Origin of the sequence: Herminiimonas sp. Marseille-P9896, assembly GCF_903993245.1 — a bacterium.
GTDB lineage: Bacteria > Pseudomonadota > Gammaproteobacteria > Burkholderiales > Burkholderiaceae_D > Oxalicibacterium > Oxalicibacterium contaminans.
Window position 1 is genome coordinate 15,202 of record NZ_CAJEVT010000001.1, and the last position, 15,959, is coordinate 31,160.

15 protein-coding genes are annotated in these 15,959 nt (G+C 55.1%); 10 read left to right on the top strand and 5 right to left on the bottom strand.

The annotated features are described in order from the left end of the window. Positions 1 to 2: 2 nt before the first annotated feature. The 3 genes from fghA (at position 3) to H7U06_RS00090 (ending at position 1,909) form a co-directional block, all read left to right on the top strand. Positions 3 to 854: an S-formylglutathione hydrolase gene (gene fghA / locus H7U06_RS00080; protein ID WP_175624212.1), complete on the top strand. Its 852-nt coding sequence runs from the start codon at positions 3 to 5 to the stop codon at positions 852 to 854. 178 nt (positions 855 to 1,032) lie between these two features. Further along, positions 1,033 to 1,449, top strand: coding sequence for a YidB family protein (locus tag H7U06_RS00085; RefSeq protein ID WP_175624213.1), 417 nt, complete (start codon positions 1,033 to 1,035; stop codon positions 1,447 to 1,449). Positions 1,450 to 1,594: 145 nt separating this feature from the next. Then, entirely contained in the window at positions 1,595 to 1,909 is a 315-nt protein-coding gene (locus H7U06_RS00090) for a PsiF family protein (protein ID WP_175624214.1), read from the top strand. Positions 1,910 to 2,010: 101 nt separating this feature from the next. Here H7U06_RS00090 and H7U06_RS00095 read toward each other — a convergent pair whose 3' ends face one another. Next, complete coding sequence (locus H7U06_RS00095; protein WP_175624215.1) at positions 2,011 to 2,169, bottom strand: hypothetical protein; 159 nt, start codon at positions 2,167 to 2,169, stop codon at positions 2,011 to 2,013. Positions 2,170 to 2,607: 438 nt separating this feature from the next. Between H7U06_RS00095 and H7U06_RS00100 the strand changes: the two genes are divergently transcribed. From H7U06_RS00100 to prmC, 7 genes are all read left to right on the top strand, one after another. Further along, the gene (locus tag H7U06_RS00100) at positions 2,608 to 3,297 is read left to right on the top strand and encodes a response regulator transcription factor (RefSeq protein ID WP_011979443.1); all 690 of its coding nucleotides are present in this window, start codon (positions 2,608 to 2,610) and stop codon (positions 3,295 to 3,297) included. A 31-nt stretch (positions 3,298 to 3,328) separates the two neighbouring features. Further along, complete coding sequence (locus H7U06_RS00105) at positions 3,329 to 4,756, top strand: FecR domain-containing protein (RefSeq protein WP_175624216.1); 1,428 nt, start codon at positions 3,329 to 3,331, stop codon at positions 4,754 to 4,756. A gap of 21 nt (positions 4,757 to 4,777) precedes the next feature. Next, complete coding sequence (locus tag H7U06_RS00110; RefSeq protein ID WP_175624217.1) at positions 4,778 to 7,147, top strand: CHASE2 domain-containing protein; 2,370 nt, start codon at positions 4,778 to 4,780, stop codon at positions 7,145 to 7,147. An 82-nt stretch (positions 7,148 to 7,229) separates the two neighbouring features. Continuing rightward, positions 7,230 to 8,519 carry a glutamyl-tRNA reductase gene (gene hemA, locus H7U06_RS00115; RefSeq protein WP_175624218.1) on the top strand — a complete coding sequence of 430 codons (1,290 nt, stop codon included), beginning with the start codon at positions 7,230 to 7,232 and terminating at the stop codon, positions 8,517 to 8,519. 105 nt (positions 8,520 to 8,624) lie between these two features. Then, entirely contained in the window at positions 8,625 to 9,707 is a 1,083-nt protein-coding gene (gene prfA, locus H7U06_RS00120; protein WP_175625166.1) for a peptide chain release factor 1, read from the top strand. Between the two features lie 57 nt (positions 9,708 to 9,764). Next, a complete protein-coding gene (locus H7U06_RS00125; protein ID WP_175624219.1) occupies positions 9,765 to 10,238 on the top strand; it encodes a disulfide bond formation protein B in 474 nt (157 codons plus the stop codon). Beyond that, a complete protein-coding gene (gene prmC / locus H7U06_RS00130) occupies positions 10,238 to 11,083 on the top strand; it encodes a peptide chain release factor N(5)-glutamine methyltransferase (RefSeq protein ID WP_175624220.1) in 846 nt (281 codons plus the stop codon). The genes H7U06_RS00125 and prmC overlap by 1 nt, the downstream gene beginning before the upstream one ends. 11 nt (positions 11,084 to 11,094) lie before the next feature. On the opposite strand, the gene H7U06_RS00135 is transcribed toward prmC, so the two are convergent. The 4 genes from H7U06_RS00135 to H7U06_RS00150 form a co-directional block, all read right to left on the bottom strand. Continuing rightward, positions 11,095 to 11,613, bottom strand: coding sequence for a TlpA disulfide reductase family protein (locus tag H7U06_RS00135; protein WP_175624221.1), 519 nt, complete (start codon positions 11,611 to 11,613; stop codon positions 11,095 to 11,097). An 88-nt stretch (positions 11,614 to 11,701) separates the two neighbouring features. Beyond that, positions 11,702 to 13,681 carry a M48 family metallopeptidase gene (locus tag H7U06_RS00140; protein WP_175624222.1) on the bottom strand — a complete coding sequence of 660 codons (1,980 nt, stop codon included), beginning with the start codon at positions 13,679 to 13,681 and terminating at the stop codon, positions 11,702 to 11,704. A 47-nt stretch (positions 13,682 to 13,728) separates the two neighbouring features. Further along, positions 13,729 to 14,319: a LemA family protein gene (locus tag H7U06_RS00145; protein ID WP_175624223.1), complete on the bottom strand. Its 591-nt coding sequence runs from the start codon at positions 14,317 to 14,319 to the stop codon at positions 13,729 to 13,731. A gap of 113 nt (positions 14,320 to 14,432) precedes the next feature. Further along, positions 14,433 to 15,950 carry a BCCT family transporter gene (locus H7U06_RS00150; RefSeq protein WP_175624224.1) on the bottom strand — a complete coding sequence of 506 codons (1,518 nt, stop codon included), beginning with the start codon at positions 15,948 to 15,950 and terminating at the stop codon, positions 14,433 to 14,435. Between the last annotated feature and the right edge of the window lie 9 nt (positions 15,951 to 15,959).

Below are 15,959 nucleotides of genomic sequence, written 5' to 3' on the forward strand. Positions count from 1 at the left end.
CAATGCTAGAACTGATCAGCGAACATGGCTGTTACGGTGGAGTGCAGCGTTTTTATCGGCACCAATCGACAGCGATCGGGCTACCGATGCGGTTTTCGATATTCCTGCCTGCACAAGCCAGCGCTGGTCGGGTTCCGGCATTGTTTTATCTGGCGGGTCTAACCTGCACCGAAGAAACCTTTGTCATCAAAGGCGGCGCGCAGCGCGTCGCCGCTGAACTCGGCATGATATTGATCGCACCTGACACCAGCCCGCGCGGTGCGGACGTACCAGGTGAAAGCGATAACTGGGATCTGGGCGTAGGTGCAGGCTTCTATGTCAACGCCACCGAAACGCTATGGCAACAGCATTACCAGATGTATAGCTATGTACTTGAGCTCTATGATCTGGTCATACAAGAATTCCCCATCAAAGCAGACAGCATAGGCATTACCGGCCACTCGATGGGTGGTCACGGCGCGCTGGTGATGGCGCTGCGAAATCCGGATCGTTTTCGCAGCGTGTCGGCGTTTGCACCGATATGTGCACCCAGCCATTGCCCATGGGGCATCAAGGCTTTTTCCGCTTATCTCGGTAACGATCAGCAGGCATGGCGCAGCTACGACGCCAGCGCACTGATACAGGATATGCATACGCCGTTCCCGGACGGCATCCTGATCGATCAGGGTTTAAGTGACCAATTCTTCCCGCATCAATTGCTGCCGGAGTCCTTCGAGACAGCCTGCAAGCAGGCGCAACAGCCCATCACCCTGCGGCGACACGCAGGCTATGACCACGGCTATTACTTCATTTCAACTTTCATCGAAAACCATCTGCGCTTTCATCATCAGAATTTGCAGTCAGATCGCGGATAAGCCACTCCTACCAGCACTATCCATGCCTTACCTCCAGGCAATTAACAATTGTTAATATGTAATCGACATGCCATCTTTTTGATTTAGTATGGCTGACGTGGGGCGCGGACTCGCGGCTCATTTCGTGCGGCCATGATGCCGACACGACGGACATGGTTTGCTATTTTCGGAGGGTGTGATGGGATTACTCGATCAACTGGCAGGGCAGGTAATGGGTTCGCTCGGTGCGCAAAAACAGGATCCGGTAGCGCAAGGCGATTTAATCAACAGCATCATGGCACTGGTGAATCAGGCGGGCGGCGTGCAAGGCTTGCTGGAGAAGCTGCAAAGCGGTGGCTTGGCCGAACAAGTCGCTTCATGGATAGGCACCGGTGAAAACCAGCCGGTATCCGGCGACCAGATCAAGGACGCACTGGGTGCCGACAACATCCAGCAAATCGCACAACAGGCGGGCCTGGCACCGGAGCATGCAACGACCGGCCTCGCCCAGCTCTTGCCGCAAATCATCGACCAGCTCACCCCTAATGGACAAGTCCCGCAAGGTGACTTGCTGGAGCAGGGTCTGGGTATGCTCAAAAGTAAATTTTTCGGCTGATTGAGATGTGCACGGCAGAATTTGTCGTGCGCAGCACAATACACGTCAACTGAATAGAGTTTCAGGTCGTTGTAGTTCAGGCAGCATGGTTGTACCCATAGCTATACTAATAAATGTTTCCGATTCCCTTACTTGAGAGGTTCCCATGAATAAAATTCTAGCGTTTCTCATCTCCGCCGCTTTCGCAGGTGCAGCATTTGCAGCAGATCCGGCACCCGCTGCTCCAGCCAAGGAAAAAACGGCGCAGCAAACCAAGATGACGACCTGCAACAAGGATGCCGAGGGTAAAAAGGGTGATGAACGCAAAGCATTCATGAAAGACTGCCTGAGCGGCAAACCAAAGGTCAGTGCAGCGCAACAGGCTCAGCGCGACAAAATGGCCAGCTGCAACACGGATGCCAAAGATATGAAGGGCGATCAGCGCAAAGCATTCATGAAGACTTGCCTCGCGAAGAAATAATCCCTGCACCCGTCATCTGACGGGCTAAATGACTATGGGCGGAACTGCATGCAGTCCCGCCCATTTTTTATTTCCGCTCAAGAATCAGTGATGCAATCAGCCTATATCGCAAACAGGATTTCGAGGAAGGTAACGGTTCCCAGCGTGACAAGCGGGGCGCCGACCACAAAAGCGGCAATCGGAGCCAGATCGCCATCAGCGTCTACTTTCTTAACGGTAGTATGAACAACGTCGGGTAGGTGAAAATCAGACAGTTTCATGATTGCCTCCGGTTGATTCCTACGTTAACTTTCTCAGAATTGCACTTCCAGTATAGGAAATAAACTGACGGAAACAAGCCGTTTTCTTATTCGGCAACATGCGTCGTCGTTAAAAATGTGAATCCGGCTGCGTCACAATTACGTATAAGAAGAAGACACACATTTTGCGTATGTCACAGAATTTAGTCGCTAAGCAGACGCCGTTTACTGCACTCTTACGCAATTTTTAGGTCTATTTTGCTAGAGCATCAAGGTAATTCACATCAGTTGCATGGGTCGGAAAAAGACTGACATGATGCAAAAAAACCATAAATGCGGAGTATTCCCTCCCGTATTTTGTGAAATATTGTCACATCGCAATCCTTGCAGACCCAGCGTGTGAATACTTTGTTAAATTAGAGCAACGAAATACAACCCGCTGTTCAAAGCGCCAAAATTATGCGAATTGCCGTACTTGATGATGACCGCAGCCAGACAGACTTAGTCTGTCAAGTGCTCAGCGCCGCCGGCCATTTCTGCCATCCCTTCCAAAGTGGCAAGGAACTGCTGAATCAATTGCGTCGTGAAAGCTTCGATATGTTAATTATCGATTGGCAGGTGCCGGATCTGAGCGGTGCCGACGTTTTGCGTTGGGCACGCGAAAAGCTGCCGACCAACCTGCCAGTACTGTTCATGACCAGCCGTTCGGGCGAAGACGATATCGTCGCAGGCCTGGCTGCCGGCGCCGACGATTACATGATCAAACCTATCCGTCGCGGCGAACTGCTGGCACGGGTGCAGGCATTGTTGCGCCGCGCCTATCCTAGCCAAAACCCGATCGAGCAAATCCAGTTCGGCAATTTCATTTTTGAGGCCCGTACCGGCCGCCTGACCATGTCCGGCGCACCGATCGAGGTCACGCAAAAAGAATTTGACTTGGCTTTGCTGTTCTTCCGCAACCTGGGTCGCCCGCTGTCGCGCGCCTATATTCTGGAGGCAGTGTGGGCACGTGATGTAGAAATTCCGTCGAGAACCATGGATACCCATGTATCCAGAGTCCGGAGCAAGTTACAATTGCGTCCAGAACATGGTTTTCGGTTGGCTCCGGTGTATAGCTACGGCTACCGCCTGGAGCAAATGACAGGCTAGTAAGCGCACCAGGGTTGCGCGGAGAACAAGCATGCGCATTACCCTTCAAAAATTGATGTTGGTTCTGGCACTCGCGATAGGGCAAAGCCCTATCGTATGGGCAGCTGCATCCGCGGCTGCGCCAGGCAGCATCACTATCCAGGCTTCCGGCATTACCTATTACGCGCAGGCTGGCGACACCCTGATGTCGATCGCACAGCGCCTGACCACCAAAACCGGCAACTGGGTCGCCCTCGGCACCATCAACCGTATCAACAAAGACAGCAACATCCCCATCGGTACCGGCATCATCATCCCGACCGAATTGCTGGCGGATGAACCGACCGACGCCATCGTGATTGCGCGCAATGGCAACATCACCGCTACCACTGCCGATGGCCGCACCATCACCATAGATATAGGCAGCAAAGTCGCCGAAGGCATGCGCATCACGACCGGCGCGAATAGTTTCCTGACGCTGGCACTGGCCGATGAATCACGCATCTCCGTACCGTCAAACAGCCATGTGTTGCTCGCCAAGCTGCGCAAGTCGCTCTACACCGGCAGCCCGCGTACTGAAGTGAAGTTATTGCGCGGCCGCGTGGTGTCACGTGTTTCCCCCCTTGATGGCAATAAGGGGCGCTTTGAAGTGCGCACCCCGGGCTCGGTCGCAGGCGTGCGCGGCACCCATTTCCGCGTCGGCCTGAATGGCGACAAGGTTGCCACTGAAGTACTGGATGGTCATGTCGCGGTCGGTACACTGCAGGCACCGGAAGCACGCATGCTGGATAGCGTGAAGGGCAATATCATCGCGAGCAATTCCGTCGGCCGCGCGATCGACCTGCTACCAGCCCCGCAATTAGCCAACATGCCGTATCGCCTGAATGGCAATGCGCAGTTCGCGATTACACCTGTCAAAGGTGCACGCGCCTACCACGTACAACTGGCACAGGATGCCGAAACCCTGCACATGCTGGCAGAGACCAAAGGCAACTCACCAGAGATCGTGCTGGAGAATATTCAGGAAGGCAATTACTTCGCGCAAATCTCGGCGATCGATGAGCTGGGTCTGGAGGGCATGCCGCGCACGCTCGCCGTCACCATCAAAAATCGCCTAGCACCGCTGAAGGAATCTGCGATCCAGGGTGCACCGTCGGTATCCAATAACTACAGCAAGGAACTGGAATTGCGCTGGGCCGGCACTGCCACGCAAAAGTACAATATCCAGGTTGCACGTGATCTGGAATTTACCTGGCTGCTTTTCAACAGCAATGTCACCGGCAATGAAGTCAAACTTCCACGCCCATCGTTTGGCACTTACTTCACCCGCGTACAAAGCGTGAATGCAGATGGCAGCAGCAATCCCTACTCGTCCGCACAAACCCTGATCGTTACCGATCAATGGATTATCAATGACGGCCATCCGTTGCGCAGCAAGGAAGCATCGCGCGATAGTGGCCGCTCGGCAGATCGCCAGTAAATACAAGCGCACACAGGACTAATGAAGATCCGCTGGCTTTCTCCATTCGTGCGGCGCCTGGCACTGCGCGAATGGCTGATGCTATTCATAGGCTTGCTGACACTGGCAATCGCATTGGGCTGGCAAAACGGGCTGGGGCGACTGGATCAGTCGCTCTATGATTTATTCCTCTCCATCGACGACAACAAACCGGTACGCGAAGACATCATCATCGTCGCCATCGATGATTACAGCCTCGCCGAACTCGGGCGCTGGCCGTGGTCACGTGATCTGCATACCGACCTGATCAACAAGCTCACCAAAGCCAGTCCACGTGCGATCGGGCTCGATGTCATTCTGTCGGAAACCTCTACCCAGCAAAGCGATCTACAACTGGCCACCGCGATTGCGCAAAACCAGCGCGTCGTCTTGCCGGTCGTCCTGACAAATGCAGGGCAGGGCCTGACTGCAGGCTTGCCGATACCGACCCTGGCCGCATCGGCTCGCGCACTCGGCCATATCAATCTCGAACACGATAGCGACGGCGTGGTGCGTAGCGTGTTCCTGCGCGAAGGCCAGAACGGCAAAAGCTGGCTGCACTTCTCAGCCTCACTCCTGAGCGTAGGCAGTGGCATGCAATACAGCGGCACCGGTGCCTTGCCAGTCGCACCGACCGCATCACTGATCGATACCTGGCAACGTGGTGATCAGCTCTACATCCCTTACGAAGGCGGCATAGGCTACTTCAAGTCGGTACCGTATGTGTCGGTACTGCGCGGTGAAGTGCCGGATGAATTTTTTACCGATAAATATGTGCTGGTCGGTGCCACCGCGCTTGGCATGGCAGACTCTTACCCGACGCCGGTGTCACGCAATTCGGGCGCCATGCCTGGTATAGAAATCAATGCGAATATCCTGGCCAGCTTGCTGGATGGTGAAGAGATCCATATCGCGTCGCCGTGGCAAACTGCGCTGTTCAATGCATTCCCGGTCTTCATGGCCTTGCTCGGCTATTTGCTGCTGTCGCCACGTTTCTCCTTATTCGCGACCGGTATCTGGATGCTGGTGACGCTCGTCACCAGCTACGTCGGATTACGCATGGGTCTCTGGATTGCACCCGCTGCTGCCGTCATCACGCTGATCATTTCGTATCCGCTGTGGAGCTGGCGTCGACTGGAAGCAGCGATTACCTATCTGGGGCAGGAATTTACCCGCCTCGATCAGGAGCCGCATTTACTGCCTGAAGAAAAAACCACTACAGCGGAAAACAAAGTAGCCGACGTCCTTGAACAACGCATCACCGCCATGAAGAACGCGGCACGACGTGTGCGCGATCTGCGCCAGTTCGTATCGGACAATCTGGATAACCTGCCGGATGCGACGCTGGTCACTTCCGTTGAAGGTCAGGTACTGCTGGCGAACAAACATGCGAACGACTATTACAGCTCGCTGGGTATCGACAATGTCCTGGGGCACAACATCCTCGACTTGCTGGCGCAGTTGAAAAACCCGCAGCCGGTCGACCAGGCCACCAATCTCTCGTTTGACTGGCCGGATTTGCTCGACATCCAGCGTTCGCAAACACTCAACAACGGCATCTCGGTACAGGATCACAAAGGACGCGACTTGCTGGTCAAAAGCAGCCCATGTAACTCGGCCGCCAATCTGTTGACCGGATGGATTGTCAGCGTGCTGGACATCTCCACCATACGCGCCGCCGAACGCAGCCGCGATGAAACCCTGCGCTTCCTGTCACACGATATGCGCGCGCCGCAGGCATCCATCCTGGCGCTGCTGGAACTGCAAAGTGAAACCTCATCCGCCTTGCCACAGGCCGAACTCTTTGCACGCATAGAAAAAGCGTCGCGCAAAACACTGGGCCTGGCGGATAACTTCGTGCAATTGGCACGCGCCGAATCGCATGAATACCGACTCGAAGAAGTCGACTTCCAGGACGTGCTGTTCGACGCCACAGATGAAATGTGGTCACTCGCGAAGAGCCGCCACATCAGTGTGGAAATGGAGATCAGCGACGGTGAATACCCGGTCAAGGTCGATCGCACGCTGATGACGCGCGCGCTGGCCAACCTGCTGTCCAACGCCATCAACTACAGCCCCGACCATACCAGCATCATCTGCTCGGTCTGGCTGGACCGCGACGGTCCGCAACCGCGCGTCGTATGCCGCATCCTGGATCACGGCTACGGCATCGCCGAGGCCGACCAGAGCAAGCTGTTCCTGCGCTTCCAACGTGTCGATTTACCGAACCAGCCGCGCCATGATGGCGTAGGCTTAGGATTGGTATTCGTTAAAACAGTCATCGAAAGGCATCAAGGTGATATAAGCTTCATTAGTCAGGCCGGGGTAGGGACCAGTTTCACCCTGATGTTGCCGGTCTGTCACGAAGTCTAGCTGCCCGGTGGCAACAGCCTCGTACCATAGTGCAACAAGCTATAATGTATCGCTATTCACTTATTGAATATTCGTGCCATAAATGCAACTCCTCGCCGTCGGCCTTAACCACACTACCGCGCCAGTCTCATTGCGCGAAAAGGTAGCCTTTCCCGCTGACCAGCTTGGTCAGGCGGTGGCTTCCGCACGTAGCTGGTATGGCCGCAGCGATGCCACGACATATACCGACGAAGCAGCGATCCTGTCGACCTGCAATCGCACCGAGTTATACGCTGCCAGCAATCTGCCGGGTGGTGTGAACGAAGCGATAGATATCACTGCACATTTCCTCGCCGATTATCACAAACTGCCCTACGCGGATCTGCGCCCGTATCTGTACGCGCTGCCGCAAGATAATGCCGTGCGTCACGCCTTCCGTGTCGCTTCCGGACTGGATTCCATGGTGCTCGGCGAACCGCAAATCCTCGGACAAATGAAAGATGCAGTGCGCCAGGCCGAAGCGGCTGGCGGACTCGGCACCTATCTGCACCAGATGTTCCAGCGCACCTTTGCAGTAGCGAAGGAAGTCCGCAGCACCACCGAGATCGGCGCGCATAGCGTCTCGATGGCGGCGGCATCGGTACGTTTATCGCAACGCATTTTCGACAAGATTTCAGAACAGAATGTGCTGTTCATCGGTGCCGGTGAAATGATCGAGCTCAGCGCGACCCACTTCGCGGCACAGAATCCGAAATCCGTCACCATCGCCAACCGCACACTGGAGCGTGGCGAAACCCTCGCACATCGCTTTAATGGCAAGGCAATTCGCCTGGCAGACTTGCCGGATCAACTGGCAACCTACGACATCGTCATTTCATCGACTGCATCATCCTTGCCCATCATCGGCCTCGGCATGGTGGAACGCGCAATCAAGGCACGTCGGCACAAACCGATGTTCATGGTTGACCTCGCGGTACCGCGTGATATTGAAGCCGAAGTCGGTCGCCTGGATGACGTCTTCCTCTACACCGTCGATGATCTCGGCACCTTTGTGCAAACCGGCGTCGAGAATCGCCAGGCAGCAGTCGCACAAGCCGAAGCCATCATCGAAACCCGCGTCCGTTCCTTTATGCACTGGATAGACTCGCGTGCAGTCGTACCGGTGATCCAGGACTTGCATGAGTCCAGCGAAAGCATGCGCATGATAGAACTGGAACGCGCACGCAAGCTGCTGGCCAAAGGTGAAGACATAGACGCCGTGCTCGAAGCCTTATCCAAAGGACTGACTGCGAAATTTCTGCATGGCCCGCAACAAGCCCTGAACAACGCGCAAGGTGATGAACGTGCCCGTCTCGCTGCCTTGCTGCCACAGCTGTTCCGCACCAAGCGCTAGCGACGCTCTTCCCGCCGGTCCGCCCTCGCGCTGACCAACACCTGCATGCTGTCCCTCACAGCGCTGCACATCGCCAAGATCAACCAAACCAGAATTAAAAATATGATGAAACCATCCATGCTCGCCAAGCTCGATCAATTGACCGAGAGACTGGACGAATTGAATGTGCTGCTGACGCAGGAAGATGCCACGTCCAATATGGACAACTACCGCAAGATGACGCGTGAACATGCGGAGCTGGGTCCATTGGTCGCCTTGTATGCCAGCTATCGGCAAGCTGAAAGCGACATCCAGGATGCACAAGGCATGTTGTCTGATCCGGATATGAAAGAATTTGCACAGGAAGAAATTGCCGCCGCCAAAACGCGCATGGAGCAGCTGGAACTCGATTTGCAGAAAATGCTGCTACCGAAAGATCCGAATGACGACCGCAATATCTTCCTCGAAATTCGTGCCGGTACCGGCGGCGATGAAGCGGCACTGTTTGCCGGCGATCTCTTGCGCATGTACACCCGCTTTGCCGAGCGCAATCGCTGGCAGATAGAAATGGTATCGGAATCGCCATCCGAAGTCGGTGGCTATAAGGAAGTCATCGTCCGCATCATCGGCTTCGGTGCGTATTCGAAGCTCAAATTTGAATCCGGCGGCCATCGCGTGCAACGCGTACCGGCTACCGAGACGCAAGGACGCATCCACACCTCGGCCTGTACCGTCGCCATCATGCCGGAAGCCGACGAAGTCGAGGACGTCAACATCAATCCGGCCGACTTGCGCATCGATACCTATCGCGCATCCGGTGCCGGTGGTCAGCACATCAACAAAACCGATTCCGCCGTCCGTATCACGCACATTCCGACTGGCATCGTGGTCGAATGCCAGGACGACCGTAGCCAGCACAAAAACAAGGCTTCAGCGCTGAAAGTGCTGGCGGCACGCATCAAGGATGTCCAGTTGCGCGAACAGCAATCGAAGGAAGCGGCAACGCGTAAATCGCTGATCGGTTCCGGCGACCGCAGCGAACGCATACGCACCTATAATTTCCCGCAAGGCCGCATGACTGACCATCGCATCAACCTGACTTTGTATAAACTCGACTTCATCATGGACGGCGATTTGACCGAACTGACGAATGCACTGGCAGCAGAGCACCAGGCAGAATTGCTGGCTACGCTCGCCGATGCGACCTGATGCAACTATTCCGCTGCAAGCCACTCTTAATGTGCATCCTTTTTTGAGAAACCAGCAATGAAAACCTCCAAACCCGTACTGCTCGCCGTCGCCTTTGTGTCGCTCGCCCTGCTGGCGGTCGCCATGTATCTGCAACATGTAGAAGGCATGCTGCCATGCCCGCTGTGCGTGATCCAGCGCTATGCCTTTGCAGCGATTGCCATCATCTGTCTGATCGCGGTCTACCTGCCACGCGGCGCGGGCAAGATCGCCACCGCGCTGGCGGCTCTGGCAGCAATCGCCGGTGCCGGTGTCGCTGGCTGGCACATCTATATCAAAGCCAATCCAACCGTATCCTGCGGCATCGATCCGCTGGAAACCTCGCTGAACACGATACCGACTGCCAAGCTGCTGCCTTTCCTGTTCCAGGCGGATGGCCTTTGCACCACCGAGTACGCACCGATACTCGGCCTGTCATTGCCACAATGGGCATTGGTCTGGTTTGCCGTGATCGCTACTTATCTGATTTACACCACCATCAAGAAGAACTAATGAGCGTCATGGATGCAAGCGTCGCGACCGGCACCACCATCGCTGCCATCATGCAGCGTGCGCCGCTTGCACAACTGGAAGCACGCATCCTGCTCGCACATGTCACGCAACTCTCGCGCGTGCAATTGATTACCCAGTCGGAGCGCGCGCTGACGGCTGATGAAGCACAACAGCTATCGCAACTATTTGCACGCCGCCTTGCCGGTGAACCTATCGCCTACCTGACCGGGGAACGCGAATTCTTTGGTTTGTCGTTTGACGTCAGCCCGGCCGTGCTCATCCCGCGTCCCGACACCGAATTGCTGGTTGAACTGGCCATCGAACATTTGCCATCTCAAGGTCGTGCACTGGACATGGGTACGGGTTCCGGTGCGATTGCGATTGCACTGGCACATGCACGCCCCGATGCCAGCGTCACCGCGCTGGATGTCAGTGCAGAAGCATTGGCCATTGCCACAAGTAATGCCCGCAAAAATCAGGTCAAGGCAGACTTCCTGCGTAGTGACTGGTTCAGTGCGGTGGAAGCGCAGCGCTTTGATTTAATCGTGTCGAATCCACCCTACATCGTCGCAGGCGATCCGCATTTATCCGAAGGTGATTTGCGCTTTGAACCGGTCGATGCACTGACCGATCATGGCAATGGCCTATCCGATCTGCACACCATCACGCGCGATGCCAGAGCCTATCTGGCACCCAGCGCATGGCTATTGATGGAGCATGGTTACGACCAGGCGGCAGCAGTACGCGAAGCACTGAGTGCACATGGTTACACCGAGGTGCAAAGCTGGCGCGATCTGGCAGGTATAGAGAGAGTCAGTGGCGGCAGATACCGCACGGATAAATAAAGCGAACTACGTCAAGCAGCCAGCGCTTTTTCCAGCAGCTTATGCAGGGCAGCGAAATCGGGTTCGCCGACGTAGCGCTTGATGACGTGGCCATCTTTGTCGACCACCAAAGTAGTCGGCGTCAGTTTGATATCACCAAATGACTTTGCCAGTTCACCCTGGGTATCGAGTGCGATCTGGAATGGCAGTTTGCGTGTCTCTACGAAATTCAATACATAGTTAGGTGGATCGTAAGCCATCGCCACCGCGATGAACTCCAGTCCGTTGTCCTTGTACTTGTTGTAGGTATCAACCATCTCCGGCATTTCCTTGACACAGGTCACACAGGAAGTCGCCCAAAAATTAATCATCACCACCTTGCCGCGCAAATCCTGCGAGGTAAATTTCTTGCCCTGCAAATTGGTAAAGGTCACATCCGGAATCGCATCCTTCTTGGAGACCGACATATAGCCGACCACTGCCAGCGCCACGATAACGAGGGCGGCCAGGATTTTGAGCCAGGTACGCTGAGGTGCGGCAGATGCTTGCATGATCGACAATCCGAAGAATTCAGTGTGCCTATTATAGTCAGGTCCTGCGCTGCATGTTTAATCGAAAATACCGACACATGCAGCAGGTTCAGGACAAGGATGCGGCAGGCCAGCCGGTATTCGTGTACACCGCAGCAACAGCTGGCGGCATCGGTGCTTCCAGTGCGGCGCATATCGCACGCAGCAGGTCGGCCAGGGGCAAGGGCAGCGGTGCCTGTTCACCTGCGATAGCCAGCAAGGATTTGATTAAAGCCGGATTAGCCAGTGGTGCCAGTTGATTCAGTTTATCCAGTGCCAGCTTGATGCTGCCGTAACTTAATGCCTCTATCCCGAGCACATCCTTTTCAGACAGCGCCAGCGTCGGTGATGCATGTGCAGCGCGCATGAATAATGAAGCGACCGCTTCTTTGCGCAAGGGCGCAGCCACATGCGCCAGCAAGGAAAATAAAACCAGGCACTCTGTCTTCAGTTCGTTGACACTCGCATACTTGATCCGCACGGCACGATTCGCTTGTGCCGCCAGGCGTCGTACCAATACCGTTTGCAAAACAAACTCATGCAGGCTCACACGTTTGTCACTCGCAATCATGCGCTGGAATTGCGCCAACATCGCGTCACGCCCAAGCAGTGACAGCTGGCGTAACGCAGGCATCATCAGGTCGAGCAAAGGCAAACGCGCATTTTCAGGCAATTGCCCGACGGCGGTAGCAAGCCGCTTTACCTGTGCAATCTGATGCGGCATATGTTCCCGCAAGGATGACAATTGCGGACTCTGCTCGTCGGCAGGGTTGAGCAAGAGCGCATACAGCAGCAACGGTGCTTCAGCCGGATCATGCGCGACCCTATCTATCTCCGGGCTCAAGCGGATCTGTGCGAGGGTGCCATCGCCATATGCATGCGCCGCCGTCACCGCGATGGCGGTACTGGCTTCCTGCAAGTCTGCACGTATCGCCGTCAATGGCGTGCTGGCATACGCAAGCGCAGGCAAGGCATCGGACGGCACCGGAAAGATACGCGCGTCTGGCACACGTAACTCCTGCTCATCCGGCATCTCCACATCACGACCATAGATACGGCGCAAGCGCTCCTGCAACGGTGGATGCGTAGCAAAAAACCCCGCCATCAAATGGGGCCGCACCGCACTGACGAATAGATGCGATAGCTGCTCCGCATTGCGGTGACCGATGTACGCACCGGAAAAACCCTTGTCACTCAAGGCTGCGATCTTGCGCAAGGCATTGCCAAGACCGTCCGGATTCCGTGTGAACTGGATGGCACTGGCATCGGCCAGATACTCACGCTGACGTGAGACAGCAAATTTGATGACACGGCCAAAAAACAAACCGATATAACCAATCACGAAGAATGCAAAACCAAAAATGAAAGCAATGATGCGAAACACTGTCAGCTTGAAACTGGACTCGATATCATCCGAGTTGTACCAGGCGAACTCCATCGCCTGACGGCCGAAGTCACCCACCATCTCGATACCGAAAGTCACACCGAGCAACTTCAGGTTCAGGCGCATATCACCATTCAGGATATGACTGAATTCATGCCCGACTACGCCCTGCAATTCATCACGAGTGAGACGTGTCAGCGCACCTTGCGTCAACACCACTACCGCTTCATTCGGGTTGTAGCCTGCGGCAAATGCATTGATGGATTCTTCTTTTCCCAATAGATAAACCTTGGGACAGGCAATGCCGGATGCAAGCGCCATTTCTTCCACAATATTGAGCAGGCGACGCTCATGCAGGTCTATCGTATTCGGTGATACATGACGACCACCGACCATGCGTGCAACCGCCTCACCGCCATCACGCAGATTGAATATCTCTATCATGGTGCCGCCGCAAATCAGCAGGACAGTGATGCAGGTATTGGTAAAGAAGAAGCCATGCGGATAATGATGAGCGCCGGTCAGCGGCTGGCCTTGCAGCAATATCCATAGCAAGGCCATCACGATATTCACCGCCAGCACGATGGCGACCACTGCCAGTGCAAATAGCAGCACCAGCATACGGCTCTGCCGTCTGGCGTGATCCTGTTGCTCGAAAAAATTCATTTCGGTTGAATACAGGACTTACATATATTCCGGACAGACATACAGCGTCAGAATGTGACCTTGATGGCTTTGCGCTCTTCCGGGCTCTCAGTCGACTCCAGCAATTCGGCCCTCCGGAAACCGAAGGAATTTGCGATCAGCGAACCCGGAAATTGCTGGATCGCGACGTTGTATGACATCACGCTGTCGTTATAGCCCTGGCGTGCGAAGGCGATGCGATTTTCGGTGCTGCTGAGCTCTTCACTCAACTGCATCATGGTGTGGTTCGCCTTGAGATCCGGATAGGCCTCGGACAGTGCAAAAAACTTGCCGAGGGTGGCGTCAAGCGCATTATCAGCGATCACCATATTTTTGAATGCAACGGCGTCTGCAGGACCGGCAGCAGCTTTCTTGTTCGCATCGACCGCATGATTGCGTGCAGCGATCACGGCCTCCAGTGTTTCGCGTTCATGCGCCATATAGGCTTTGGCAGTTTCGACCAGGTTCGGAATCAAATCATAGCGCCGCTTGAGTTGCACATCGATCTGGGAAAACGCATTCTCAAAGTAATTGCGCAAGGCGATGATGCGGTTATAGACACCGACACCCCAGAAGGCGACGATTGCAACGATAGCAAGTAAAACGAGCACTGCTGTCATGGTCTCTCCATAAGAAAAAGGCCGCGCGACTCGTTGCCGCGCGGCCTCAATATAGCATTGCAAAACGTTAAGTTGCCAGTAGTTAACAATTATTTCGCTAGGTCACCTGCCAGTCACTTACCCAGCAACTGGCGCATACGCTGACGCAGCTCCCTTTCCGCACGTTGTTCTTCTTTCCAGTCTTCGCGCACGGCGCGCCACAAGGAGAGCGCCATCAGCGCAACCACTATCGTGAATGGCAGGGCAAATACGATGGTCGCAGTCTGCAAGGCATCCAATCCGCCAGCCAGTAACAGACTGATCGCAATACCCGCGATCAGTGAACCCCAGATGATCTTGATACGGTTCGATGGATTAGCCTCACCACCCGTACTCATCATGCCCAGCACCAGGATCGCCGAATCACCCGAGGTGACAAAGAAAACCAGTACCAGCAAGGTGGCGACCACCGACATGATCAGGCCGAAAGGCAGTGCATCCAGCATGGTGAACAAAGCCATCGACAAATCTGCCTTGGCGGCCGCAGCTATCGGTACGGCCTGCCAGATTTCCATATGCAAGGCGGTGCCGCCAAAGACCGAGAACCAGATAAAGGCCGCGATCGATGGTGCTATCACGGTGCCAACGATGAATTCACGTATGGTGCGACCATGCGAAACCCGGGCGATGAAGAGACCGACAAAGGGCGACCATGATAACCACCACGCCCAGTAAAACACGGTCCATTCGCCTACCCACTCGCTGTCACGGAACGGCGTCATGCGCAAACTCATGCGCACCAGTTCGCTCATATAACTACCCAGCGTATTCGTGAAGGTGTCGATGATGACGACGGTCGGACCGAGCATGAACACCATCAGGGTCAGCAGTGCCGCCACCAGCATATTGATAGATGACAGCCATTTGACACCGCGTGCCACGCCACTCACGGCAGAGGTAACAAACAGGGCGGTCGCAAGTACGATAATGCCGACCTGCGTATATTTATTGACGCTAAAACCGAATACTGCAGCCAGGCCACCGTTGATCTGCATCGCACCCATACCGAGGGAAGTCGCAACACCAAAGGCAGTGGCAATCACCGCCAGACCATTGAACAGACCTGACATACGTTTGACCGGTTGCCACGGCAACGATTTGGTGGACTCGCTGATCAGCGCCACACCCTCGCGTCGGTATTGAAAGAAGGCGATGGTCAGAGCGACGATGCTATAGACCGCCCATGGATGCAAACCCCAATGGAAGAAGCTGTAACGCATCGCAGTATTCGCCGCCTCCGGCGTACGCGCAATGGTACCCGGCGGCCCCTGCGTGAAATGTGACAAGGGCTCGGCCACACCCCAGAACACCAAGCCTATGCCCATGCCGGCAGCAAATAACATGGCGAACCAGGCCGGCAATGAAAACTCCGGCTCGTCGTCATCCTTGCCCAGCTTCAGGTTGCCGTAGCGGCTGAAAGCAAGGAAGGCGGAAAACAGTACCAGCCCCAATACAACCCACAGGTAGAGCCAGCCAAAATTTTTGGTAATCGCGGCCATCGCGATATGGGAAATCGTGCCCAGTGAAGCCGGGGAAAATATGCCCCACAGGACGACAATCAAGATCAATCCGACAGGAAAAATCAGTTGCATCTTTTCTCT

What these genes read in the sequence shown, in the direction of transcription:
- fghA (WP_175624212.1), top strand. Translation starts at nt 3, where the DNA reads ATGCTAGAACTGATCAGCGAACATGGCTGTTACGGTGGAGTGCAGCGT.
- H7U06_RS00085 (WP_175624213.1), top strand. Translation starts at nt 1,033, where the DNA reads ATGGGATTACTCGATCAACTGGCAGGGCAGGTAATGGGTTCGCTCGGT.
- H7U06_RS00090 (WP_175624214.1), top strand. Translation starts at nt 1,595, where the DNA reads ATGAATAAAATTCTAGCGTTTCTCATCTCCGCCGCTTTCGCAGGTGCA.
- H7U06_RS00095 (WP_175624215.1), bottom strand. Translation starts at nt 2,169, where the DNA reads ATGAAACTGTCTGATTTTCACCTACCCGACGTTGTTCATACTACCGTT.
- H7U06_RS00100 (WP_011979443.1), top strand. Translation starts at nt 2,608, where the DNA reads ATGCGAATTGCCGTACTTGATGATGACCGCAGCCAGACAGACTTAGTC.
- H7U06_RS00105 (WP_175624216.1), top strand. Translation starts at nt 3,329, where the DNA reads ATGCGCATTACCCTTCAAAAATTGATGTTGGTTCTGGCACTCGCGATA.
- H7U06_RS00110 (WP_175624217.1), top strand. Translation starts at nt 4,778, where the DNA reads ATGAAGATCCGCTGGCTTTCTCCATTCGTGCGGCGCCTGGCACTGCGC.
- hemA (WP_175624218.1), top strand. Translation starts at nt 7,230, where the DNA reads ATGCAACTCCTCGCCGTCGGCCTTAACCACACTACCGCGCCAGTCTCA.
- prfA (WP_175625166.1), top strand. Translation starts at nt 8,625, where the DNA reads ATGAAACCATCCATGCTCGCCAAGCTCGATCAATTGACCGAGAGACTG.
- H7U06_RS00125 (WP_175624219.1), top strand. Translation starts at nt 9,765, where the DNA reads ATGAAAACCTCCAAACCCGTACTGCTCGCCGTCGCCTTTGTGTCGCTC.
- prmC (WP_175624220.1), top strand. Translation starts at nt 10,238, where the DNA reads ATGAGCGTCATGGATGCAAGCGTCGCGACCGGCACCACCATCGCTGCC.
- H7U06_RS00135 (WP_175624221.1), bottom strand. Translation starts at nt 11,613, where the DNA reads ATGCAAGCATCTGCCGCACCTCAGCGTACCTGGCTCAAAATCCTGGCC.
- H7U06_RS00140 (WP_175624222.1), bottom strand. Translation starts at nt 13,681, where the DNA reads ATGAATTTTTTCGAGCAACAGGATCACGCCAGACGGCAGAGCCGTATG.
- H7U06_RS00145 (WP_175624223.1), bottom strand. Translation starts at nt 14,319, where the DNA reads ATGACAGCAGTGCTCGTTTTACTTGCTATCGTTGCAATCGTCGCCTTC.
- H7U06_RS00150 (WP_175624224.1), bottom strand. Translation starts at nt 15,950, where the DNA reads ATGCAACTGATTTTTCCTGTCGGATTGATCTTGATTGTCGTCCTGTGG.